The 23,194-nt window shown below is 75.1% G+C and carries 18 protein-coding genes; 11 read left to right on the top strand and 7 right to left on the bottom strand.

What is annotated here, in order from left to right; genetic code table 11:
* Window positions 1-267: 267 nt before the first annotated feature.
* The 6 genes from egtA to ACPC54_RS29040 all read left to right on the top strand — a co-directional run bounded on the left by egtA (window position 268) and on the right by ACPC54_RS29040 (window position 7,953).
* Window positions 268-1,686 carry an ergothioneine biosynthesis glutamate--cysteine ligase EgtA gene (gene egtA, locus ACPC54_RS29065; protein ID WP_498968996.1) on the top strand — a complete coding sequence of 473 codons (1,419 nt, stop codon included), beginning with the start codon at window positions 268-270 and terminating at the stop codon, window positions 1,684-1,686.
* The gene (gene egtB / locus ACPC54_RS29060) at window positions 1,683-3,056 is read left to right on the top strand and encodes an ergothioneine biosynthesis protein EgtB (protein ID WP_498968995.1); all 1,374 of its coding nucleotides are present in this window, start codon (window positions 1,683-1,685) and stop codon (window positions 3,054-3,056) included. Before egtA ends, egtB begins: the two co-directional genes overlap by 4 nt.
* Window positions 3,056-3,805 (top strand): ergothioneine biosynthesis protein EgtC, encoded by a 750-nt coding sequence (gene egtC / locus ACPC54_RS29055; protein ID WP_498968994.1) that lies wholly within the window; start codon window positions 3,056-3,058, stop codon window positions 3,803-3,805. Before egtB ends, egtC begins: the two co-directional genes overlap by 1 nt.
* 45 nt (window positions 3,806-3,850) lie before the next feature.
* Entirely contained in the window at window positions 3,851-4,822 is a 972-nt protein-coding gene (egtD, locus tag ACPC54_RS29050) for an L-histidine N(alpha)-methyltransferase (RefSeq protein WP_498968992.1), read from the top strand.
* Window positions 4,823-4,977: 155 nt separating this feature from the next.
* Window positions 4,978-6,405, top strand: coding sequence for a sugar porter family MFS transporter (locus ACPC54_RS29045; protein ID WP_498969037.1), 1,428 nt, complete (start codon window positions 4,978-4,980; stop codon window positions 6,403-6,405).
* Window positions 6,406-6,828: 423 nt separating this feature from the next.
* Window positions 6,829-7,953 (top strand): nitric oxide synthase oxygenase, encoded by a 1,125-nt coding sequence (locus ACPC54_RS29040; RefSeq protein WP_498969036.1) that lies wholly within the window; start codon window positions 6,829-6,831, stop codon window positions 7,951-7,953.
* 126 nt (window positions 7,954-8,079) lie between these two features.
* On the opposite strand, the gene ACPC54_RS29035 is transcribed toward ACPC54_RS29040, so the two are convergent.
* Window positions 8,080-8,724: a TetR/AcrR family transcriptional regulator C-terminal domain-containing protein gene (locus ACPC54_RS29035; RefSeq protein WP_498968990.1), complete on the bottom strand. Its 645-nt coding sequence runs from the start codon at window positions 8,722-8,724 to the stop codon at window positions 8,080-8,082.
* 297 nt (window positions 8,725-9,021) lie between these two features.
* Here ACPC54_RS29035 and ACPC54_RS29030 point away from each other — a divergent pair, with 297 nt between their 5' ends.
* The 4 genes from ACPC54_RS29030 (at window position 9,022) to ACPC54_RS29015 (ending at window position 13,993) form a co-directional block, all read left to right on the top strand.
* Complete coding sequence (locus ACPC54_RS29030) at window positions 9,022-10,185, top strand: acyl-CoA dehydrogenase family protein (RefSeq protein ID WP_498968989.1); 1,164 nt, start codon at window positions 9,022-9,024, stop codon at window positions 10,183-10,185.
* Window positions 10,186-10,254: 69 nt separating this feature from the next.
* Window positions 10,255-11,454, top strand: coding sequence for a thiolase family protein (locus ACPC54_RS29025; protein WP_498968987.1), 1,200 nt, complete (start codon window positions 10,255-10,257; stop codon window positions 11,452-11,454).
* Between the two features lie 166 nt (window positions 11,455-11,620).
* Window positions 11,621-12,379 carry a 3-oxoacyl-ACP reductase FabG gene (fabG, locus tag ACPC54_RS29020; protein WP_498968985.1) on the top strand — a complete coding sequence of 253 codons (759 nt, stop codon included), beginning with the start codon at window positions 11,621-11,623 and terminating at the stop codon, window positions 12,377-12,379.
* A gap of 219 nt (window positions 12,380-12,598) precedes the next feature.
* On the top strand, window positions 12,599-13,993 hold the full coding sequence (locus ACPC54_RS29015) for a S53 family peptidase (RefSeq protein ID WP_498968984.1): 1,395 nt from the start codon (window positions 12,599-12,601) through the stop codon (window positions 13,991-13,993).
* Window positions 13,994-14,218: 225 nt separating this feature from the next.
* On the opposite strand, the gene ACPC54_RS29010 is transcribed toward ACPC54_RS29015, so the two are convergent.
* Window positions 14,219-16,297, bottom strand: a complete 2,079-nt coding sequence (locus tag ACPC54_RS29010; protein WP_498968982.1) for a hypothetical protein — start codon at window positions 16,295-16,297, stop codon at window positions 14,219-14,221.
* A 231-nt stretch (window positions 16,298-16,528) separates the two neighbouring features.
* On the opposite strand from ACPC54_RS29010, the gene ACPC54_RS29005 reads away from it, so the two are divergent.
* Window positions 16,529-17,047, top strand: a complete 519-nt coding sequence (locus ACPC54_RS29005; protein WP_498968981.1) for an HAD domain-containing protein — start codon at window positions 16,529-16,531, stop codon at window positions 17,045-17,047.
* A 189-nt stretch (window positions 17,048-17,236) separates the two neighbouring features.
* Here ACPC54_RS29005 and ACPC54_RS29000 read toward each other — a convergent pair whose 3' ends face one another.
* From ACPC54_RS29000 to ACPC54_RS28980, 5 genes are all read right to left on the bottom strand, one after another.
* Complete coding sequence (locus ACPC54_RS29000) at window positions 17,237-21,049, bottom strand: BTAD domain-containing putative transcriptional regulator (RefSeq protein WP_498968980.1); 3,813 nt, start codon at window positions 21,047-21,049, stop codon at window positions 17,237-17,239.
* Window positions 21,050-21,264: 215 nt separating this feature from the next.
* Window positions 21,265-21,648, bottom strand: coding sequence for a hypothetical protein (locus tag ACPC54_RS28995; protein ID WP_498968979.1), 384 nt, complete (start codon window positions 21,646-21,648; stop codon window positions 21,265-21,267).
* Window positions 21,649-21,956: 308 nt separating this feature from the next.
* Entirely contained in the window at window positions 21,957-22,358 is a 402-nt protein-coding gene (locus tag ACPC54_RS28990) for a TadE/TadG family type IV pilus assembly protein (protein ID WP_498968978.1), read from the bottom strand.
* A gap of 74 nt (window positions 22,359-22,432) precedes the next feature.
* Window positions 22,433-22,807: a TadE/TadG family type IV pilus assembly protein gene (locus ACPC54_RS28985; RefSeq protein ID WP_498968977.1), complete on the bottom strand. Its 375-nt coding sequence runs from the start codon at window positions 22,805-22,807 to the stop codon at window positions 22,433-22,435.
* A 38-nt stretch (window positions 22,808-22,845) separates the two neighbouring features.
* Window positions 22,846-23,151 (bottom strand): hypothetical protein, encoded by a 306-nt coding sequence (locus ACPC54_RS28980; protein ID WP_498968975.1) that lies wholly within the window; start codon window positions 23,149-23,151, stop codon window positions 22,846-22,848.
* Window positions 23,152-23,194: the final 43 nt, after the last annotated feature.

The following is a 23,194-nucleotide window of genomic DNA, read 5'->3' as shown; positions in this document are numbered from 1 at the left end:
CTCGTACCAACATGTACCCCACTCCCGTTCCCCCCTCCGGCCGCACGCCCGCCGCGCCGTTCACGCCCCCCGCACCGAACCCTCCCGGAAGCCGCCCGAAAGGCGTTCGAAAGCCACCCGAGATCTCCTTGAGATCCGGCCGAATCACCCGTTCGCATCACCACTGACCTGCGGAAACGAACGTTCACGCGATTTTTGCGAAGCGCCCTCGCATGCTCCGTAGCAGACTGGGCAAGGTAGACCGGGCCGCAATTCGTGATCCCGAGGATGGTGAGTCCGGTGATACCCGTCTCCCGCGCAACTCCCCCGGACCGGCAGAACGCGCAGCCACCCCCGGCGGGGGTGACGCCGCTCACCGAGTCCGTGGCCCGCAGCCACGTGTCGGGCGTCTGTTTCAAGATCGGGCCGCCCCGGCTGGTCGGTGTCGAGGTCGAGTGGTTCGTCCACGACGACCGATGTCCGGACCAGCCCGTACCCCCCGAACTGGTCCACGCCGCCTTGGAGTCGCTGCCGCTCGGCGGCCCGGACGGCACCTCGCTCCCCTCCGGTTCACGCCTCACGCTCGAACCCGGCGGACAGGTCGAGCTCAGCTCCCCGCCCGCCACCGGCCTCGTGGCCTGCGTCGACGACACCCGACGCGATCTCACCGCCCTGCGGGCCGCCTTCGCGGCGCGGGGCCTGCGACTCACCGGCACCGGGACGGACCCACTCGCCCGCCCCCGCCGCATGGTGCTGGACCACCCCCGCTACCTCGCGATGGAGCGGTTCTTCGACTCCGCCGGCCCGTGGGGCCGGATCATGATGACCGGCACCGCCTCCGTGCAGGTGTGCCTGGACGCGGGCGAGGCGGACGGCCCGCAGGCGCTCGCCCGGCGCTGGCGGCTGACGCACCTGCTCGGCCCCGTCCTGGTCGCCGCCTTCGCCAACTCCCCACTGCTGGACGGCCGGCCGACCGGCCACCGGTCCACCCGGCAGACCGTCTGGTCCCGGATGGACCCGACCCGGACCCTCGCCCCGGCACCGGACCACGGCGACCCCCGCGAGGCCTGGGCCCAGTACGTGCTGGATGCCCAACTGCTGTGCGTCCAGCGGCCGGAGGGCGTCGCATGGACGGCCCCGCCCGGGCTGACGTTCCGCGACTGGATTCACGGCGGCGCCGAACGCCCGCCCACGCTCGACGACTTGGACTACCACCGCACCACGCTGTTCCCGCCGGTGCGCCCGCGCGGCCACCTGGAGCTGCGGATGATCGACGCGCAGCCCGGGGACGGCTGGGTCGTCCCCGCCGCGCTGACCACCGCACTGCTGGACGACCCGGTGGCCGCCGAGGCCGCCCTCGCCGCCCTGGAACCGCTCGAAGCCGCCGCGGCCCCGGGAACCGCCCGCTCCCGCGCGACCGCCGCGGCGCCGGGCCGACCGGCCGGCGCGCGCCCGCCGCGCACCGACGTCTGGCGCCGCGCCGCCACCCTGGCCGTCGCCGACCCCGAGCTGCGCCGCGCCGCCCTCGCCTGCTTCGCCGCCGCCGACGCCGCCCTGGGCCGCCTGCCCGGCGCCGACCGGCTGCGCGCCGCCGTCGCCGAGTTCGCCGAGCGCTACCCCGCGCGCGGCCGCTGCCCCGCCGACGACCAGCTGGACGCGCTGCGCTCCGGCACCCGCCGCACTCCCGGGAAGGAGCCCGCATCATGACCGATGTCCGACCCCCCGCCGCCGCACCGGCAGACCGCGCGGCGGGCGACGCGGCCCCGCCGGACGCCGAGGCGCTGCGCGACACCATCGCCGCCGAGCTGCTGGCCGCCCGCGCCCGTACCGCCGCACTGACCGACTGCGTCGACGACCGCGACCTGACCGCCCAGCACTCGCCGCTGATGTCGCCGCTGGTCTGGGACCTGGCGCACATCGGCAACCAGGAAGAGCTCTGGCTGCTGCGCAACGTCGGCGGCCGCGACCCGATGCACCCGGAGATCGACCCGCTGTACGACGCCTTCCAGCACCCCCGGGCCGAGCGGCCGAGTCTGCCGCTGCTGCCGCCCGCCGAGGCCCGCGCCTACGCGCACGAGGTGCGCGGCCGGGTGCTGGACCTGCTCGCCGCCAGCCCGCTGGAGGGCGCGCCGCTGCTGGACGCCGGCTTCGCCTTCGGGATGATCGCCCAGCACGAGCAGCAGCACGACGAGACGATGCTGATCACCCACCAGCTGCGCCTGGGCGAGCCCGCCCTGGCCGCCCCGCCGCCCCCGCCGGCGCCGACCGACGCGGTCACGATGCCCGCCGAAGTCCTCGTCCCCGCAGGCCCGTTCACCATGGGCACGGACACCGAGCCGTGGGCGCTGGACAACGAGCGCCCGGCGCACACCGTCGAGCTGCCCGGCTACTTTCTGGACACCGCACCGGTCACCAACGCCGCCTACCAGCGGTTCATCGACGACGGCGGCTACCAGGACCCGCGCTGGTGGACGGCCGAGGGGTGGGAGCACCGGCTGCGCTCCGACCTGACCGCCCCGCTGTTCTGGCGCCGCGAGGACGGCCAGTGGCTGCGCCGCCGCTTCGGCAGCGTGGAGCCCGTCCCGGCGAACGAGCCGGTTCTGCACGTCAGTTGGTACGAGGCCGACGCGTACGCCCGGTGGGCCGGGCGGCGGCTGCCGACCGAGGCCGAGTGGGAGAAGGCGGCCCGGCACGACCCGACCACCGGCCGCTCCCGCCGCTACCCGTGGGGCGACGGCCCGCCCGGCCCCGAGCAGGCCAACCTCGGCCAGCGCCACCTGCGCCCGGCCGAGGCCGGCAGCTACCCGGACGGCCAGTCCCCTTACGGTGTGCGGCAGTTGATGGGCGACGTGTGGGAGTGGACGGCGAGCGACTTCCGCCCCTACCCGGGCTTCCGGGCCTGGCCGTACCGGGAGTACTCGGAGGTGTTCTTCGGGCCCGAGTACAAGGTGCTGCGCGGCGGCTGCTTCGCGGTGGCGCCGGTCGCCTGCCGGGGGACGTTCCGCAACTGGGACTACCCGATCCGGCGGCAGATCTTCGCCGGGTTCCGCACCGCCCGCGACGCGGAGACGACCTGATGTGCCGTCACCTCGCCTACCTGGGCGAGCCCTTGGCACCGCAGGAGCTGCTGGTGCTGCCGCCGCACGCACTGCACCGGCAGTCCTGGGCACCCCGGGAGCAGCGGTACGGCACGGTGAACGCCGACGGCTTCGGCCTCGGCTGGTGGGCGGACGGCGACGAGGTGCCGGCCCGCTACCGGCGCTCCGGGCCGATCTGGGCGGACGCGGCCTTCGCCGACCTCGCCCGGGTCCTGCGCACCCGCTCGCTGGTGGCGGCCGTCCGCTCGGCCACCGAGGGCTGCGCGGCGGGCGCGGCGGCCGCCGCGCCGTTCGCCGCCGGACGCTGGCTGTTCAGCCACAACGGCGCGGTGGCGGGCTGGCCGGACAAGCTGGACGCGCTGGCGGCACTGCTCCCTCCGGCCGAGCTGCTGGAGCTGGAGGCGCGCACCGACTCGGCGCTGCTGTGGGCGCTCACCCTGCACCGGCTGCGTGCCGGGGCCGGCCTCGGCGAGGCGCTGGCGGGCACCGTCGCGGACGTCGCGGCGCACACCACCGCGCGGCTCAACCTGCTGCTCGGTGACGGCCGCGCGCTCGCCGCCACCGCCTGGGGCGACACCCTGTACCACCTCGCGCTGCCCGGCCTGGGCACCGTGGTGGCCTCCGAGCCGTACGACGACTCCCCGGGCTGGTCGCCCGTCCCGGACGGCTCGCTGCTGCTGGTCGAGGCGGGCGCGGTCACCGTGCACCGGCTCCCGAGCGGCTCCTGAACCAGAACTCTCCCTTCATTTTCTGAACAGAGGAACCACGCTGTCATGGACACCTTCGAACTCACCCGACTGCTGCCCGCCGACCACTTCAGCACCGCCCTGCGCCACGACGTGCAGCACGGCCTGACCTCCCGGCCCAAGTGGCTGCCGCCGAAGTGGTTCTACGACGCCCGGGGCAGCGAGCTGTTCGAGGAGATCACCCGGCTGCCCGAGTACTACCCGACCCGCGCCGAGCGGGCCATCCTGACCGCCCGGGCCGGCGAGATCGCCGCCGCCACCGGGGCCCGCACCCTGGTCGAGCTGGGCTCCGGCTCCTCCGAGAAGACCCGGCTGCTGCTGGACGCGCTGCGCACCGGCGGGAGCCTGGAGACGTACGTCCCGGTGGACGTCAGCGAGAGCGCGCTGACCGGCGCCGGCGCGGCGATCGCCGCCGAGTACCCGGGCCTCGCGGTGCACGGCGTGCTCGCCGACTTCACGGCCGGGCTCGGCCTGCCCCCGGGCGGCGGCCCCCGCCTGGTCGCCTTCCTCGGTGGCACCCTCGGCAACCTGCTGCCCGACGAGCGGGCGGCCTTCCTGCGCGGCCTGCGCACCGCCCTCGATCCCGGCGACTTCCTGCTGCTCGGCACCGACCTGGTCAAGGACCCGGCGGTGCTGGTCGCCGCCTACGACGACGGCGCCGGGGTGACCGCCGAGTTCAACCGCAACGTGCTCAACGTGCTCAACCGCGAGCTGGGCGCCGACTTCGACCCGGACGCCTTCGAGCACGTCGCGCTCTGGGACCCGGAGCGGGAGTGGATCGAGATGCGGCTGCGCGCGCTGCGGGCGCAGACCGTCAAGATCCCGGCCCTGGACCTGCCGGTGCACTTCGACGCGGGCGAGGAGCTGCGCACCGAGGTGTCGGCGAAGTTCCGCCGGGAGCGGGTGGCGCGGGAGCTGGCGGCCGCCGGCCTGCGGCTGGACCGCTGGTGGACGGACCAGGAGGGCCGGTTCGGGCTGTCGCTGTCCTCCCCGGCGTAACGGTCCGCCGCCGCCCGCTCCCCGCTCGCTCCGAAATTTGCTAATTCACCTTACGAATTCTCGGGGCGAAAGATGAACGACCCGGCGTACAACAAGTGAATGAATAAGGGTTACGATCGCGGCTACCGAGCTCAGAGTTGAGTACCAGGAGTCAGATCGTGAGCGTCACCCAGCAGCCCTCCGGGGCGGTCGAGGCCTCCGCGCCCGGCCGCCTCGGATTCGTCGTCTTCATCACCGCCGCCGCGGCCCTCGGCGGATTCCTGTTCGGCTACGACAGCTCGGTGATCAACGGCGCGGTCTCCGGCATCCAGGCGAAGTTCGGCGTCGGCGACGGCGTGACCGGCCTGATCGTCTCGTCCGCCCTGCTCGGCTCGGCGCTCGGCGCCGCGCTGGCCGGCCGGTTCGCCGACCGGTACGGCCGCATCAAGGTGATGAAGGCGGGCGCGCTGCTGTTCGCGGTCAGCGCGGTCGGCTCGATGCTGCCGTTCTCGGCCTGGGACCTCGCCGTCTGGCGCGTCCTCGGCGGCGCGGCCATCGGCATCGCCTCGGTGATCGCCCCGACCTACATCGCCGAGGTCGCCCCGACCCGCTACCGGGGCCGGCTGGCCTCGTTCCAGCAGGCCGCGATCGTGCTCGGCATCGCGATCTCCCAGCTGGTCAACTGGCTGCTGGCGCAGGCGGCCGGCGGTGACACCCGCGGGCAGCTGCTCGGCCTGGAGGCCTGGCAGTGGATGCTCGGCGTGTGCGTCGTCCCCGCCGCGGTCTACTTCGTGCTCGCCTCGGTGATCCCCGAGTCGCCGCGCTTCCTGATCCAGGCCGACCGCCTGGCCGACGCCCGCAAGGTGCTGGCCGCGGTCGAGGCCGAGGGCGTGGACGCCGACACCCGGATCGCCGAGATCCAGGCGCTGATCGACTCCGACCACCGCCCGCGCTTCCGCGACCTGCTCGGCGGCCGCTTCGGCCTGCTGCCGATCGTCTGGATCGGCATCGGCCTGTCGGTCTTCCAGCAGCTCGTCGGCATCAACGTGATCTTCTACTACTCGTCGATCCTGTGGCAGTCGGTCGGCATCGACCAGAGCAACTCGCTGCTGATCAGCTTCATCGGCTCGGTCATCAACATCCTCGGCACCGTGATCGCGATCCTGCTGGTCGACCGGATCGGCCGCAAGCCGCTCGCCCTGATCGGCTCCTGCGGCATGGCCGTCGCCCTGGCCGCGGCCGGCTGGGCGTTCTCCTCCGCCACCGGCAGCGGCGGCGACGTCACGCTGCCCGACCTGCAGGGCACCGTCGCGCTGATCGCCGCCAACGCCTTCGTGCTGTTCTTCGCGATGTCCTGGGGCGTGGTGGTCTGGGTGATGCTCGGCGAGATGTTCCCCAACCGGATCCGGGCCGCCGCGCTGTCCGTCGCCGCCTCGGCGCAGTGGATCGCCAACTGGGCGATCACCGTCTCGTTCCCGTCGCTGTCGCGCTGGAACCTCTCGGCGACGTACCTGGCCTACGCGGCCTTCGCGGCGCTGTCGGCCGTCTTCGTGGCGAAGTACCTGAAGGAGACCAAGGGCGTCCGCCTGGAGGACATGGGCTGACGCCACGAGCCGACGCGACGAGCCGACGCCACGAGCTGACGACCGACCATCGGTCGATCCGACAGTCGGACCTTCGGCCCCCGCACCCTAGCGCGACGAGCGCTGGTGCGGGGGCCGAATCGTTCACTCTCTGCGCCGGACCGGCCACCTCCGGTACTCCTGTTCGCCAGGAGGGATGTGTCCTTGATCTTCAACCGGCTTCGCACCCGCAGGCCCGCCGCCGCACCCGGCGTCGGCGGCTGCCCGTACGCCCACACCCACGACGTCCACACCGCCCACACCGCGAACGGCCAGGACGGCCAGGACGGCCAGGACGGCCAGGACGGCCAGGGCGGCCGCGAGGGCTACGACGGCCACCGCCACGCCCCGGTGCGGCCCGAGCCGGCGGCCGTAGCGGTGCCGCCCGCTCCCCCGGCGGCGGCCGTGCAACTGCCGCCCGCGCCGCCGCCGTTCACCGATCCCGGCCAAGCGGCCACGTTCATCCGGCAGTTCCACCACGAGCAGCCCGCCGCGGGCGCGCCCGCGGAGCGGCTGCGGGCCGTCCTGGACGAGATCGACCGCACCGGCAGCTACCGGCACACCCCCGCCGAACTCGCCTACGGCGCCAAGCTCGCCTGGCGCAACGCGGCCCGCTGCATCGGCCGGCTCTACTGGCGCAGCCTGGTGGTGCGCGACCTGCGGCACCTGAGCACGGCCGAGGAGATCGCCGCCGAGTGCTTCGAGCACCTGCGGGTGGCGGGCAACGGCGGGCGGATCCGCCCGGTGGTCTCGGTGTTCGCCCCCGACCGGCCGGGCCGCCCGGCCGCGCGGATCCTCAACCAGCAGCTGGTCCGCTACGCCGGCCACCCGGCCGAGGGCGCCGCCGCCGAGCGCGGCACCGTGGTCGGCGACCCGGCGGGCGTCGAACTCACCGCCCGCGCCCGCGAGCTGGGCTGGAAGTGCGCCGAGGACCGCTTCGAGGTGCTGCCGCTGCTGGTCCAGGAACGCCCGGGCGAACGGCCGTCCTGGTTCGAGCTGCCAGACGACAGCACGCTGGAGGTGCCACTGAGCCACCCCGAGCACGCCTGGTTCGCCGGGCTCGGGCTGCGCTGGTACGCGGTGCCCGCGATCAGCGACATGACGCTGGAGATCGGCGGCGTCCGCTATCCCACCGCGCCGTTCAACGGCTGGTACATGGGCACCGAGATCGGCGCCCGCAACCTCGCCGACGCCGACCGGTACGACATGCTCCGCACGGTCGCCGAGCGGCTCGGCCTGGACACCTCCAGCGACCGCACGCTCTGGCGCGACCGCGCGCTGGTCGAGCTGAACGTCACGGTGTTGCACTCCTTCCAGGAGGCCGGGGTGACGATGGCCGACCACCACACCGAGTCGGTGCGCTTCCTCAAGCACGTCGCCCAGGAGCAGCGGCTCGGCCGGCCTACCCCGGCGGACTGGAGCTGGATCGTGCCCCCGGTCTCCGGCGGGCTGACGCCGGTGTACCACCGCTACTACGACCCGGTGGACCCGGAGCTGCGTCCGGCCTTCGTGGCGCGCGAGCCCTGGTAGGAATGCCGGCGCCGACAGGCCGGCTGGGAACCGGTAGATCCGCTAGCGGTGACAGAGGGGGGAGGGCTGCGGCCCGGGGCACGGCGCCGACCGCGTGGCGACCACCGTGCGCCTACGCCCGCGCGGCTACGACCGCGCGGTCAGACGCTCGTAGCGCAGTGCCAGCCCGTCGAGCAGCGCCTCCAGGCCGGTCTCGAAGGCCCCCTCGTCCACCCGGCCGCCGTGCCCGGCCAGCCGGTGCGCCTCGCCCAGGTGCGGGTAGTCCGCCGCGTCGTACACCCCGGCGTCGGCCGGGAAGCCGGCGGCGAAGGAGGCGAGCGCCGAGCCGGTGACGAAGTAGCGCATCAGCGCGCCGATCCGGGTGGCCTGGCCGCGCGGCCACCCGGCGTCGACGAGGTGGCCGAAGACGGCGTCGGCCAGGCGCAGCGCGTTCGGCCGCCGCCCCGGGCCCTGGGCGAGCACCGGGACGATGTTGGGGTGGGCGGCCAGCGCGGCCCGGTAGGAGCGGGCCCAGTCCCGCAGCGCCTGCGGCCAGGCCGGGCCGTCCGTGCCGAACATCGACAAATCTACTTCGCCGATGACCGTGTCCACCACCGCGTCCAGGATCTCGTCCTTGGTCGCGAAGTGGTTGTAGAGCGACGGCCCGCTGACCGACAGCCCGGCGGCGAGGCGGCGGGTGGAGAGGGCGTCCAGCCCCTCCTCGTCGATCAGCCGCAGCGCGGCGGCGACGATGCGCTCGCGGCTGAGCAGCGGGGTGCGCGGGCGGGCCATCGGGTCGTCGCCTCCAGTTCGTGCGGCACGCCGGTGCGTGCCCGTGCGGCAGGTGCCGTACGTGCGGTAGGTGCGGTAGGTGCGGTAGGCGCTGTACGCGCGGTGCGTGCTGTACGTGCGGTGTTGTGTTGTCCGTGCGGTGCGTGTTGTCCGTGCGGTTCTTGCGGTGTTCGTCCGGTCGGGTGGGACCGTGCGGGCCGGGGGCCGATTCTGGCAGGTGCCCCTTCCCAGCGCGGTCCGGCGGGGCTACAGTCCATCGTAAAACTTGCAGCGCTAGTTTAACGAGGTGGCCCCGCCGTGAACCTGGAGTTGACCGAGGAGCAGAGCGCCGTCCGCGACCTCGCCGCCGCCTTCACCGACCGCGAGATCGTCCCGTACGCCGCCCAGTGGGACCGCGACGAGTCCGTCGACCGGGCGATCATCGGCAAGCTGGCGAAGCTCGGCTTCCTCGGCCTCACCCTCCCCGAGGAGTACGGCGGCAGCGGCGGCGACCACCTCGCGTACTGCCTGGTGCTGGAGGAGCTGGGGCGTGGCGACTCGGCGGTGCGCGGCATCGTCTCCGTCTCGCTCGGCCTGGTCGGCAAGTCGATCAACGCCTACGGCACCGAGGAGCAGAAGCGGCACTGGCTGCCCCGGCTCACCTCCGGCGAGGCCCTCGGCTGCTTCGGCCTCACCGAACCCGGCACCGGCTCGGACGCCGCCAACCTCACCACCCGGGCCGTGCGCGACGGCGACCACTGGCTGATCACCGGCGCCAAGACCTTCATCACCAACGGCACCTGGGCCGACGTCGCCCTGGTCTTCGCCCGCACCGGCGGCGACGCACCCGAGCAGCGCGGCCACCGCGGCATCACCGCCTTCCTCGTCCCCACCGACCTGCCCAGCTTCACCCGCACCGAGATCCACGGCAAGCTCGGCCTGCGCGGCCAGGCCACTGCCGCGCTCGCCCTCGACGCCGTCCGGGTGCCCGACGGCGCCCGGCTCGGCGAGGTCGGCAAGGGCTTCACGGTGGCGATGGCCGCCCTCGCCAAGGGCCGGATGTCGGTCGCGGCCGGCTGCGTCGGCATCGCCCGCGCCTGCCTGGAGGCCGCCGTCCGCTACGCCGGCGAGCGCGAGCAGTTCGGCAAGCCGATCGCGTCGCACCAGCTCGTCCAGCAGCTGCTGTCCGGCATCGCCGTCGACGTCGAGGCCGCCCGGCTGCTCACCTGGCAGGTCGCCGACCGCATCGACCGCGGCCTGCCGTTCGCCACCGAGTCCTCGATGGCCAAGCTCTTCGCCAGCGAAGCCGCGGTCCGGGCCGCCAACGACGCGCTCCAGGTGTTCGGCGGGTACGGGTTCATCGACGAGTACCCGGTCGGCAAGTACCTGCGCGACGCCCGGGTGATGACCCTGTACGAGGGCACCAGCCAGATCCACCAACTGCTCATCGGACGCGCCCTGACCGGCGTCAACGCCTTCTGAACGCCCCTCGAACAGCTCCGAACCGCCTCCCGAACGCCCCTCCCGAAACCCCTCGACAAGGAGCACGACGTGCGTCCCGTCTACTTCGCCGCGGCCCGCCGCACACCCATCGGCCGGCTGCGCGGAGCGCTCGCCACGGTCCGCCCGGACGACCTCTCGGCCACCGTGCTGCGCGCCCTGCTCGCCGACGTACCCGCCCTCGACCCGGCCCGCATCGACGACGTCTACTGGGGCGCCGCCAACCAGGCCGGCGAGGACAACCGCAACGCCGCCCGGATGGCCGTCCTGCTCGCCGGACTGCCCGAGACCGTCCCCGGAGCCACCGTCAACCGGCTCTGCGCCTCCGGCCTGGAGGCCGTCACGCTCGCCGCCCGGGCCATCGGCTCCGGCGAGGCCGACGTGGTGCTGGCCGGCGGCTGCGAGTCGATGACCCGCGCCCCGTTCGTCCTCCCCCGGCCCGACGAGGCGCTCCCGCACCGGATCGAGACCTACGACACCCGGCTCGGCTGGCGGCTCACCAATCCGCGGATGACCGAACTGCACGGCGTGCTCAGCATGGGCGAGACCGCCGAGGAGGTCGCGAGCCGGTACGGCATCGACCGCGAGCGGCAGGACGCCTTCGCGCTGCGCAGCCACCAGCGGGCCGCCGCCGCCCGCAAGGACGGGCACTTCGACGCCGAACTGGTGCCGGTCCTGCGGCCGGACGGGGTGACGGTGAGCCAGGACGAGGGCATCCGCGAGGACACCAGCCTGGCCAAGCTCGCCGGACTCAAGCCCGCCTTCCGGCCGGGCGGCACCGTCACCGCCGGGAACGCCTCGCCGATGAACGACGGCGCGGCCGGGCTGGTCCTGGTCAGCGAGGAGGCGCTGCGCGACCTCGGGCTGCAGCCGCTCGGGCGGTACGTGGCCGGCGCCTCGGCCGGGGTGCACCCCGACGTGATGGGCATCGGGCCGGTGCCGGCCACGCAGAAGGTGCTGGGGCGGACCGGCTGGTCGCTCGACGACGTGGACACCGCCGAGCTGAACGAGGCCTTCGCCGCCCAGGCGCTCGCCTCGGCCGACGGCATCGGGTTCAGCCGGGAGCGGGCCGAGGAGATCGTCAACCCCAGCGGCGGGGCGATCGCGCTCGGCCACCCGCTGGGCGGCTCCGGCGCGCGCATCCTCACCACCCTGCTGCACCGCATGCACCGCACCGGGGCTCGGCGCGGGCTGGCCACCATGTGCGTGGGCGTCGGGCAGGGCACGGCGGTACTGGTCGAGAACGCCTGACGGCTAAGGGCTGACGGCTGACGGCGGGCCACTCCCGGCTCACGGCGAACAGATTTCAGACTTCAACTTTCAGATTTCAGATTTCAACCGACAACTGACAGATAACAGATAACAGATGTTGACATCTGTCATCTGTCAGCCGTCGCCCACTCTTCGAGGAGTTCACGTGACGCGTTTCGCAGGCAAGGTCGCCGTGGTCACCGGCGCGGCCCAGGGGATCGGGGCGGCCACCGCCCGGCGGCTCGCCGAGGAGGGCGCGACGGTCGCCGTCGTCGACCTCACCGCCGAGCGGGCGGCCGACACGGTCGCCGAGATCACCGCCAAGGGCGGCACCGCGCGCGCCTACGGCTGCGACGTGGCCGACTACGACGCCGTGGCGGAGGTGTTCGCGCAGGTCGTGGCGGACCTCGGCGGGCTGCACATCCTGGTGAACAACGCCGGCATCACCCGGGACAACCTGTTCTTCAAGATGCCGAAGGCCGACTGGGACGCCGTCCTGACGGTCAACCTGACCAGCGCCTACAACTGCAGCCACGTCGCACAGAAGTACATGGTGGCGCAGAAGTACGGCAAGATCGTCTCGCTCAGCTCGCGCTCCGCGCTCGGCAACCGCGGCCAGGCCAACTACGCGGCCGCCAAGGCCGGCATCCAGGGGCTGACCGCCACCCTGGCGATCGAGCTGGGCCCGTTCAACATCAACGTCAACGCCGTGGCCCCCGGCTACATCGTCACCGCGATGACGGCCGCCACCGCCGAGCGGGTCGGCAGCAGCGCCGAGGAGCACCAGGCGGAGGTCGCGAACCGCACGCCGCTGCGCCGGGCGGGCCAGCCGGAGGAGATCGCGTCCGTGGTCGCCTTCCTCGCCAGCGAGGAAGCCTCGTACGTCAGCGGGCAGACCCTCTACGTCAATGGCGGAGCCCGGTAAGACGTCATTGCCATACTACTGACGTGTCATCACATGGCCGTCCCTGGTGCATGGTTACCTTCACCTGGGACGGCCTTTACCTATTCGCGTAGCCGAAGATGACCATGCCCATGGCCCGATGACCACACCGAATGACTATGGCATGATCATGCGGTACTCGATGGGATAGCCCAACCGACCCGACCGAACCCGGTCGAGCCCTGCGTCCCAAGGAGTCCCATGGGCAGCCCCGCTACCCTCCGCCGCGCCCTGGCTCTGCTCGCCGTGGGGGCCACCGCCCTGACGGCCGGCACCGTCGCCGTACCCGCCGCGGGTATCGCGACCGCCGCCCCCGCGCACGGCCTCGCGGGCGTCCACGTCCGCCCCGCCTCCGCCGGGCACCACAACGCGGAGGCGCGCGTCGCCCCGCTGAGCACCACCCAGTGCGTCAGCCAGATCGGCATCCACTGCTACTCGCCGCTGCAGTACCGCACCGCCTACAACCTGAACCCCCTCTACAAGGAGGGTGTGACCGGTAAGGGCCGCACGATCGTCATCGTCGACTCCTTCGGCTCGCCGACCATCCAGCACGACCTGGAGGTCTTCGACAAGCAGTGGGGCATCAACGACACCCAGGTCGAGGTCGTCAAGTGGGGCAACGTCCCCGTCTTCGACCCGAAGAACCCCGACCACACCGGCTGGGCCGGCGAGACCACGCTGGACGTCGAGTACGCCCACGCGATCGCCCCCGACGCGCACATCGTCCTCGTCGAGACCGGCGTCTCCGAGACCGAGGGCACCACCGGCCTGCCCGAGATGATGGACGCCGAGAAGTCCCTCATCAAGGCCGGTCGCGGCGACGTCATCTCGCAGAGCTTCGGCGCCACCGAGAACACCTTCCCGGGCTTCGACAAGGGCGACTTCAAGTCGATCACCGACCTGCGCTACGCCTTCAAGGCCGCCGCCGACCGCAACGTCACCGTGCTCGCCGCCTCCGGCGACAACGGCGCCACCGACGCGCAGCTCAACGGCACCGACCTGTACCCGTACAAGGTCAACTCCTGGCCGTCCTCGGACCCGCTGGTCACCTCCATCGGCGGCACCCAGCTCACCCTGGACGACTCGGGCAAGCGCACCGCGGACGACAAGGTGTGGCACGACAAGTCCGGCGCGGGCGGCGGCGGCGTCTCCGGCGTCTTCTCGCGCCCGTGGTACCAGACCGGCGTCGCGAACGTCACCGGCGAGCACCGCGGCACGCCCGACATCAGCATGAGCGCGGCCGTCGACGGCGCCGCCTGGACCTACGAGTCCTACGACCCGACCGCGGTCGGCTGGCACCTCACCGGCGGCACCAGCGAGGCCACCCCGCTGTTCTCGGGCGTCGTCGCGCTCGCCGACCAGCTCGCCGGCCACCGCCTGGGCCAGATCAACGGCCGCCTGTACGGCCTGAGCCTGCTGCCGAGCCAGTGGAGCGGCATCGTGGACGTCAAGCAGGGTGACAACGGCTGGAACGGCGTCACCGGCTACAACGCCACCGAGGGCTACGACCTCGCCAGCGGCCTCGGCACCATCGACGGCGCCAAGTTCGTCCACGCGCTCGCCGGCGACATCCAGGGCGACGACGACCAGCAGTAAGCGGCGGCAGCGGTCGGCAGCCGAGAGCTGACGACTGACAGCTGACAAGTAACAGCGAACAGATAACAGATTTCATCATCTGTTATCTGTTCGCTGTTTTCTGTCTCCTGTTACCCGGCCGCCGACTCCGTGCGGAAGCCGCGGCCGACTCCGGCGGGGAGACGGCCGCGGCTTCGACGTCGGCGGCGGCGGGCGGCGGGGCGCCGCGGCCTCGGGCCCCAGGCTTCAGGTCCGGTCGGCCGCGGGCGCGGCGACCAGTTGGGCGAGGTGGCGCTCGGCGGCGCGCAGCTTGCGGCCGTCCGGGCCCGGGAGATGGGCCCGGAGCTCGATGATCTCCGGGGCGATGCGGACGGCCTCGGCCCGGTCGGTGATGGTGCGCCAGCAGGCCTCGGCGTTCGTCGCCGCCTGCTGGGTCTCCGGGCTGTCCGCGCCGCGCGAGCGCAGCATGGTCAGCGCGACCTCACGGTAGATGACCGCGGCCTCGCCGAGCCGGCCGGCCAGGCGGCACACGTGGGCGCGGACCTGGCGCACCTGGAGCACCGGCTCCGAGACGGCGCCGTGCTCGGCGATCGCCTCCAGTTCGAGGGCGAAGGCGAGGTCGGTGGCCGCCGCGTGGTCGCCGGCGTCGGCGCTGCGGACGATCCGTCCGATGACCTCCCGGTAGTCGGCGCGGGGCTGGACCGCGGGCGGCTCGTCAGTCGGTACCTCGGTGACCGGCGCCTCGGTGACCGGCGCCTCGGCGGGCAGTTCCTCGGCGGCCGGCTGCTCGGTGGGTACCGGGGTCGCGTCGGACGGCCCGGTCTCGGCCGGGGGTTCGTCCTCGGGCACGGCATCGGCCGGCACCGCATCGACCGGAACGGCGTCCTGCGGCTCCTCCGCGACCGGCGCCGACTCCGGCTCGGCCTGCGGGAGTTCCGGCTCCGGGAGTTCCGGCTCCGGGAGTTGGGGCTCCGGCCGGGGCTTGGTCAGGGTGACCCCGCCGGACGGAGCGGCCACCGCGGCCTCGGCCACGGCCTCAACCTCGGCCTGGGTCTCGGGCACGGCCTCCGGCACCGCGTCGGCCGGGACGGCCTTGCGCAGCGAGACTCCCGCCGCCGTCTCCTCCTCCACCGCCGGGCCAGCCTTCAGCAGGCTGACCGGTCCGGTCCGGCGGCGCGGGGTCGGCGGCACTCCGGGCTTGAGCAGGCTCACCGGCCCGGCGCCCCCCACCCCGCCCGTCACAGCCGCCCCAGCCGCCGCCACGTCCGGTTCCCCCACCGGCGAGGACGGCACCGCAGGCGGCGCCGCGGCCTGCGGCGCGACGACCGCGTCCTGCGGCTCCGCCTGACGGGGCAGCAGCGGCGGGACGGCCGGCGGCGCGGCGGCGGGCACGGGTACCGGCACGGCGTCGGCGGGCAGGCCCTCCCCGCGCCGCGCGGTGTTGCGGAACACCGGCCGGTCCTTGGCGTGCGTGGCGAGGATGACGACGTCCGGCCGCAGCACCGAGTACACCTGCTGCCGCAGCTGCTCCGGCGCGAGGACGTCGCCCGCGCCCGGGCGGCCGCCGTGCAGGGCCTCTATCAGGGCGCGGGTGAAGGTGCCGATCTGCTCCGGGTCCGGGCTGACGACGGCCCACAGCGGGATGCCCTCGCTGAGCGGCGAGACGGTGCCCTGCAGGTAGGGCCAGGCGTTCTGGTCGGCGCTCAGGTCGGCGATGACCAGGGTCTGCCACTCGGCCGGCCGGTGGCTCAGTTCGGCGGCGATCGCCTGCCAGGGCAGGCCGTCCTGCTTGGCGTCGCGCAGGGTGAGCTGCAGCTGTCCGCCGCGCTTGTCGGCGATCACGTGCCCGCCCAGGTGCACCAGCAGCGGCCCGGGGTGGAGGGCGGCGGCGCGCAGGTGGGCGAGGACGGTCTGCGGGTCGACGGCGCCGGGGAGGTGGACGGCGTCCACCGCGTCGGCGGCGAGCAGCACTTGGGGCGACACGGCGGCGAGCATCGCGGAGAGCACCGGCGCGTGGCCCGCCCCGCCGCGACCGCCCCAGCTGCGACGGCCCGTGCCTCCGTACCCGCCCTCGACGACCAGGATGCGTCCGCGCGGCGCCGCCCCGAGCCCGCCCGCGCCCGGCACCTGGGCGTGCGGGGCCAGCGGGGCCAGCGGAGCGGTCTGGGTGGCCGTGGCGGCCTGAGCGGCGGCGGGCAGGCCGGTGAGCGTCCAGCCGGTCGGCGGCGCGGGCGGGGCGGGGGGCGCGGGCGGCGGCTCGTACAGTGCGGCCGGGCCGGGCGGGTGCTCCTCGGCGGACGGCAGGCGCGCGGGTGGCGGCGGCACGGCGTCCCAGGGGCCCGAGTCCGCAGCCGGGTCGGGACCTCCGGAAACAGCTGTCGTCTCCGCCATCTTCTGGTCACCGCCCCGCCCCGCCGCTAGAGCGGCGTCTGATGCCCTTGCCTGCGTGGTGTCTCTCACCACTTCCGTGCGCGCCACCCTACGAGATCCCGGCGGGCCCGATCCAGGCCGGGTCGCCGTTCGGCGCGCCGGAGCGCCCCTCGCTATCGTGCCGGCATGGCCAGTGCCGACGTACCACTGCTGTTCCTCGACGTCGACGGACCGCTCATCCCCTTCGGCGGGCCGCCGCCCGGCGGTCACCGCACCTACCCGGGCCCGGGTTCCGGCCCGGACGGCAACCCGCTGCTCGCCCGGGTCGATCCGGCGCTCGGGCCGCGCCTGCTGGGCCTGCCCTGCACGCTGGTGTGGGCGACGACCTGGTTGGAGGACGCCAACGACTGTCTCTCCCCCCGCCTCGGCCTGCCCCGACTGCCCGTCGTGGACTGGCCGGTGACGGGCAAGGACGGCCCGCAGGGCCCCGGCGGACCGCCCGGCCTGCACTGGAAGACCCGCCCGCTGCTCGCGTGGGCCGGCGGCCGCCCGTTCGTCTGGGTCGACGACGAGATCACCCCGGCCGACCGCCACTGGGTCGCCGCCCACTCCCCCGCCCGTACGCTGCTCCACCGCGTCGACCCCCAACGCGGCCTCGGTGAGGACGACTTCACGGCCATCGGGACCTGGCTGCGCGCGGCCTGACCGCCTCCGGGCCGACGCCACCCCCGTCAACCCACGGGCCGGGGCGCCGAATTGTGCGGTGACGAACCGCCCGGGCCGCACAACGGCCCCGCCGGGGACGCGAGTCGACGGACTCGCCTCCCCGGCGGGCGGCAGGCTACGGACGGCCCGCGACCTCGGGCGTCCGGGCGTCGACCTCAGGCGTCGACCTCAGGCCCCGGCGAGCAGGTCGCGCAACAGGGCGACCGTGTCGGCGTCCAACTCCCTTCCGGTGCGCCGGCTGAGGGCGTCCAGGCGGTTGACGGCCCGCAGCAGCTGGTCGCGGGCGCCGGCCGACGCGTAGGCGTAGAACAGGTCCCGGTGCAGGAGTTCGACGTCGGGGGCGACGGCGAGGCCACGGAAGACGGCGGCCTCGGCGCTGCGGTGGTCGCCGTACTGCAGGCGGCGGGCGGCCAGTTCGTGCGCGGTGTCGACGATCGCCGCGATCATGTCCTGGCGCTCGGCCTCGGCCCAGCCGTAGGAGGCGGGCGGGGCCTCCGCGAACGGGGCGCCGCGCACCAGGGCCAGGGCGTGCGCGAGGGCGGCGTCGGCGGTGGCGCTGGTGCTGCGCATGCCGCGCCGGTAGAGGCTGCGGAACTCGTCCCAGTCGCAGGTCACGGCCGGGGTGAAGGAGTAGCCCTCGGCGGTGTCGGTGGGCAGGAACGCGCGGCCGTCCGGCGAGGTGCCGAACCAGCCCGCCAGGTCGGCGAGTTTGGCCGGGAGCGGGCTGCCGGTGTCGGCCGCCGTGGGGTGCGGGTCGAGGTGGGCCGCGCCGGGGTGCAGGTCGTGGTCGAGCGCGTGCCGGTCGGCGCCGGGGCGCAGCGCGAGGTAGATGGCGAGTTCGGTGAGCCGGGACAGCGCGCCCGGTTCGACGGTGCCGCGGGCGCCGGCCACGTCGACCGGGCCGAGCAGGCGGATCCGGGGCGCGTTGCGGGTCGCGTGCGCCTCCGGGGACCGGAGGATGGCGAGCAGGTCGTCGCTGTCGCTGCGGCCGGGGGTGGTCCGGGCGAGCGGCGCGACGGCGCCGGGGCCGGCGGCGGCGTCCGCGGCCGGGGCGTCCGGGCCGGGGGCGGGCTGCGGTGCGACCGGCTGCACCGCGTTCACCGGCTGGGCGGACTGGACCGCCGGAACGGACGGAGCGGACGGAGCGGACTGGACGGCCGGGACGACGGCGGGCAGCGCCGCCGTGGGCACGTCCGCCCCGGGCGTGCCGGCGTCGTCGCCGTTCTCCGGCACGCCCGGCAGCCGCAGGTCGCGGGTGGGGTCGTCGACGGCCTGCGCCTCGTCCTCGGCCGGCTCCGGCGCCGCGGACGGCCCGGACGCCGCGGACGGCCCGGACGGGTCGGCGCCCTCGGGGCCGACCGCCGCCTGCCGGCCCTGGCCGTTGACGGCGAACCGGGCCGGACCGGGCGGCACGTCCCCCGCCCCGCCCTGGCCGGGCGCCGCGGCGGGCAGGGCCGCCGGCCCCGGAACCGAAGCCGGAACCGGAGCCGGCGCCACCGGGTCGGTGCCCGCGAACGGGCTGGCGCCGGTGCCGATCACCCGGGCGAGCAACCGCGGCCCGGCCGCGGCCGGGCCCGCCGCCGCCACCGGCCCCGCCGTCCCAGCCTCCTCCTCGTCCCGGGCGCCCGGGGCGCCGACCGTCGCCAGCACCGGGACGGCGGGCGGCAGTTCGGCGGTGTCGGCGTCGTCCGGGTCCGGGTCGAAGCCCGGGCCGTCCAGGGTCCAGGCGGGGGCCGGGTGCTGGGTGGTGTCGTCGGCGGCCTGCAGCAGGGCGGCGACGTGCTCGTACTCCGGGGCGCTGAGCCGCTGGAGTTCGACGGTCAGGTGCAGGCCGGGGATGGTGGCCTGGCCGCTGGTGGGCAGGGTCCAGCGGGCGACCGGGCCGGTGCCGCGCTCGGGCGCGCGGGTGATGACGGCGACGCAGGTGCGCGGGCGGGCGTCGAGGAGCCGACCGAGTTCGGCGGGCAGGTCGCCGCCGGGCTGGTGGGCGCAGAGCACGATCTCCGGGATCCAGGACTCGTCGGCCTGGCCCCGGCTGCGGGCGTCGCGCGGGCTGACGGCGTCGGCGGCGACCAGGGTGGCGCGGGCCTTCGCGGTGCGCGGACCGAGGGCGGCGAGCGCGGCCTCCAGCGTGGCGTGGCGGTGGACGCGCTCGGCGGCCGGGCCGCTGATCGGCACCTCCTCGGCGAGGTCGACCAGGTGCAGGTGGAGCTTGTCGGCGAGCGGGCTGTGGGCGAGCTCGACGGCGAGGGTGCGCAGCACGTCCCGGGCGTCGTCCGGGTGGCCGGAGAGGTGGAGCAGCCGGACGGCCTCCAGGTCGGCGAGGACGACGGAGCCGTCCGGCGCGGTGCCGAGGGTGACCAGCGCCGGGTAGGGCGCGGCGGTGCGGCGGGCCTGGGCGGCGCCCAGCAGGTCGCCGGAGTCCTCGCTGCACCACCAGACGTTGGGGGCGTGCGCGGCCCGGAACGGGGCGATCGGGACGGCCGGGCCGGAGAGGTGCAGTTCGACGGTGTGGCCGGGGGTGATCCGGGCCGCGACGATGGCGGGCAGGCGCTTGCCGCCGCGCACGGTGTTGCGGGCGAGGGTGCGCAGGGCGCGGTCGAGCAGGTCGAGGCCGGTGTCGTCCTGGCGGGCCCGCAGTTCGTTCTCGAAGGCGGCGGCCTCGGCCTCGGGCATGGTGATCCGGTGCCGGGGGCGGCGGGCGCGCAGCTGGGTGCCACGCTTGTGGGCGACGGTGCCGATCATGATGGCGGCGAGCAGCACGCCGACCGTGGAGGCGGCGAGGGCGACGGTGTAGCTGTCGTCGCCGGGCGCCGGATCGGCGTGCGCCTGGGCCGGCGCGGGCGCCTGCGACGGCGCGGGGGCCTGGGTCGCGGGGGCCTGCGGGGCCGGGGTCCCGGCGGCGGGCGCCGGAGTCGCCGGAGCCGGGGTGGCCGGAGCCGGGGTGGCCGGCGGCTGCGCGGGCGCCGGGGCGGGCGCGGGGTTCGGGGCGGTGGCCCCCGGCACCGAGAGCACCATCCCTGGCACCACCATGTCCGGGTCGGTCAGCCGTTCCCCGTCCGGTGCCTGCACCCCCTTGTTGGCGTCGAACAGCTTCGGCCACGCCTCCGGGTCCCCCAACTCCCGCTGGGCGATGGCGGACAGGCTGTCCCCCTCCTGCACGGTCACCGTGGCGTGGCCCCCCGCCCCCGGCTCCGTGCCGGCCTGCGGGGCCTGCCCCGACCCGGCCGGCGCCGGGTTCGCGGGCTGCGCCCCCGGATCGGCGGAGGGAGCGGGAGCGGGCGAGGTGGCGGGCGCCTTCGCCGGGTCCGGCTTGGCGTCGGCGGGCATCAGCAGTTCCCACCCGGGCTGGATCGGCCGCTCGGCGTCGAAGCGGGTGCCCGAACCGTCCATCACCCGGCCGTCGTTGAGCTTGGCGATCTCCACCCACCGTTCGCCCGAGCCCAGTTGGTGCTCGGCGATCGACCACAGGCTGTCGGCGGGCCGGCTGTCGCGCACCGTGTAGCCGGGCTGCTGCTCGGCGGCGGGCGCCAGGGCGGGCGCGGACTGCGCGGCGGGCAGCGCTGCCCGCTGCGTGCCGGACGCCAACTGGGCCGGGGCGGTGGCGGCGTGGGTGAGTTCGGGGACGGCGGCGAAGGCCGAACCGGCCACCGGCAGCAGGGCGAGGACGGAGCCGACCAGACCGGCCGCGAGGCGCTGGCTCCAGCCGAAGGCGGGGATCCGCCGGGCGATCCGGCCGCGCAGCTGGGCCGGGATCTCCAGCAGGACGGAGAGCGCGAAGCAGGCCCAGGCGAGCCAGCCGACGACCACCAGCAACCACAGGAACAGCCGTCCGTCGTCCGCGCTGGTGAGCGCCTGGCCGACGCCGTCCGGCGCGACCTCGCCCATGGCGGCGACCGCCCGGGTGCCGTAGAGCAGCAGGGCGGGCAGGCCGAGCAGCAGGGCGAGCAGGGCGGCCAGCGCGCCGAGCGCGGTGAGCACGCCGGTGCCGCGCCGCCCCCGCCGGCCCGGCCCGTGACCGGGGGCACGGCCCGGCCCGCGTCCGGTACCCGGTCCGGAGCGGTGTCCGGCTCCGGGCCCGCTCCGTCCACCGCCACCGCCATCGGCGCGGGCGCCGGCCCGGCGGCTCGCGGTTCGGCCCTTCACCGGGCCGGCCTGGGCGGGTCGGGCCTGGTCCTCAGCACGTGGCGCGGCCATCAGTAGGTCTCCGCTTTCTCGACTCCGTGGACGAGGGTCGCACTGCCCTTGCCCGTAACCTTCCGCTTCCCGAGGCCGCCCAGCAGGACCGGCTTGAAGTCGGCCCGCACGGTCACGGTGACGACTTTGCCGTCGTCGGAGAAATCGATCTCGTCGGCCCGCAGGCCGTACATCGCGAGGTAGGCGTCGGCGGCCTCGCGGACGTACGTCTGCTGGACCTTGATGCCCTGGCCCTGCAGCACCGAGGCCTGGTCGAGCTGCTGGCCGCCGACCCGGGCGGCCTCCTGGGCGTAGGCGTCGGTCCGTTCGGCGACCCGCAGCCGGCCGCCGACGTCGATCACCAGGGCGATGACGAGCACCAGGGCGCCCGCACAGATCGCCACGAACACGGCGACCGCGCCCCGATCGGACCCGCGCCGCCGGGCACCGGTGCGCCGAGCCCCGGCCCACCGGGCACCGGCCCACCGCGCTCCGGCCCGCCGTGCATCGAGCCGCATGCTCATCCCCCTTCCCGATTCCGCACGCCGTCCTCCCCACCGGCCCCCACCGGGCGCCGTTCGGTTCCGTCGCGTCACCCCCCGGGCGCTCTCCGCTTGCGCATCCCCCGCCCGGGCCGTGTCCAATCCCCCAGCGCGCCCGCGCGCCGCATCCGGTCCTGCGTACCCGTCCCCGCCGGGCCCGCGGCCCGCCGTCAGGTGCCCCGGTAGCGGTCCACGACGGAGGTGAACTCGCCGACGAGGTGCTTCGTCCCGGGCAGTCCGGACGGCCCGCCGATCAGGTCGGCCAGTTCGACGTCGCACTCGACGACGACCTTCACCGCGGTGACGGCGCCGCCCGGCAGGTCCAGCGGGCCGGTGGAGACCCGGACGTGGCTGTCCCGGCAGACCACACCCTGCTGGTCGAGGGTGGCCCGGGCGGTCTGCTCGGCGGGCCCGGTCATGCCGTCCACGCTGCGCTGCAGCGAGGCCGTCCGGGCGGCGGCGCGCGCGGCCGCCTCGACGGTGCCGGCGGCGGTCTGCACCCGGCCGGCGGCGACCGCCAGCAGCACCAGGGCGACCACGACCGGCGCGATGATCGCCGCCTCGATCGCCACCCCGCCCCGGTCCCGCCGCCGGGGCCGCGGCCACCACCGTGGCCGGGGCGGCCCGGAGCCCGGCCGCCGCCCGCTCACCCCGTCACCGCCGGCGGCACGAACCGCTCGCGCGGCGCCTGCGCGACCTGCCGGACGGTGGGGCCCTTGAGCCCGGGGATCAGCAGCGGCGGGGTCAGCTCGACGGTGACCCGGATGGTGTCCGCCGTGCTCCCGTCGGTGCCCACCCGGTAGCCCTGCACGCCCGTCCGGTCGAGGAAGCCCTCGGCCTGCCGCAGCGCCGCCCGGTTCTTCACCTCGTCCGTCGCGTTGCCCTGCACCCGCCCGGCGTCCACGCCCTCGCGGGCGGCGGTGAGCGCGACCTGCCGGTCGTACCACCACAGCGAGGCCTGGACGACGAGCAGCACGAGCAGCAGGACGACCGGGAAGACGATGGCCAGGCTCAGGCTCATCGCCCCCCGGTCGCCCCGGCGGCGGCGGGTACGGCGCGTCACGGGGTGGCGCCGCCCGCGCCACCGCCGCCGCCGGGCATGTTCGGGTCCTGCTCGACCTTCTTGACCACCTTGTCCTTCAGGAGGTACAGCGCCGTCGCGACCGCTCCGGCCACGGCCACCAACGCGATGATGGCGAGGGCGAGTTCGATGCTGATCGCGCCGCGGTCGCCGCGCGCCCGGGCGGCCCGCAGCCGCCCGAGCCGGAAGGTGAGCAACAGCACCGCGAACTGCACCGGCAGCAGCGCGGGCCGCAGGACGGGCCACAGCAGGCGGCCGGCCCGGCGGGCGAGTCGTACGGTCATCGGGGTCTCCCGGGGGTGTGGTGACGGGGGTGTGGTGAGGTGA

It is taken from the genome of Kitasatospora sp. NPDC094028, from assembly GCF_049543595.1.
Lineage (GTDB): Bacteria > Actinomycetota > Actinomycetes > Streptomycetales > Streptomycetaceae > Kitasatospora.
The sequence above is the reverse complement of the archived record's forward strand: the minus strand, read 5'-3'. Positions and strand labels throughout refer to the sequence as shown.

What these genes read in the sequence shown, in the direction of transcription:
- egtC (WP_498968994.1), top strand. Translation starts at nt 3,056, where the DNA reads ATGTGCCGTCACCTCGCCTACCTGGGCGAGCCCTTGGCACCGCAGGAG.
- egtA (WP_498968996.1), top strand. Translation starts at nt 268, where the DNA reads ATGGTGAGTCCGGTGATACCCGTCTCCCGCGCAACTCCCCCGGACCGG.
- egtB (WP_498968995.1), top strand. Translation starts at nt 1,683, where the DNA reads ATGACCGATGTCCGACCCCCCGCCGCCGCACCGGCAGACCGCGCGGCG.
- ACPC54_RS29005 (WP_498968981.1), top strand. Translation starts at nt 16,529, where the DNA reads ATGGCCAGTGCCGACGTACCACTGCTGTTCCTCGACGTCGACGGACCG.
- ACPC54_RS29035 (WP_498968990.1), bottom strand. Translation starts at nt 8,724, where the DNA reads ATGGCCCGCCCGCGCACCCCGCTGCTCAGCCGCGAGCGCATCGTCGCC.
- ACPC54_RS28980 (WP_498968975.1), bottom strand. Translation starts at nt 23,151, where the DNA reads ATGACCGTACGACTCGCCCGCCGGGCCGGCCGCCTGCTGTGGCCCGTC.
- ACPC54_RS29015 (WP_498968984.1), top strand. Translation starts at nt 12,599, where the DNA reads ATGGGCAGCCCCGCTACCCTCCGCCGCGCCCTGGCTCTGCTCGCCGTG.
- egtD (WP_498968992.1), top strand. Translation starts at nt 3,851, where the DNA reads ATGGACACCTTCGAACTCACCCGACTGCTGCCCGCCGACCACTTCAGC.
- ACPC54_RS28985 (WP_498968977.1), bottom strand. Translation starts at nt 22,807, where the DNA reads ATGAGCCTGAGCCTGGCCATCGTCTTCCCGGTCGTCCTGCTGCTCGTG.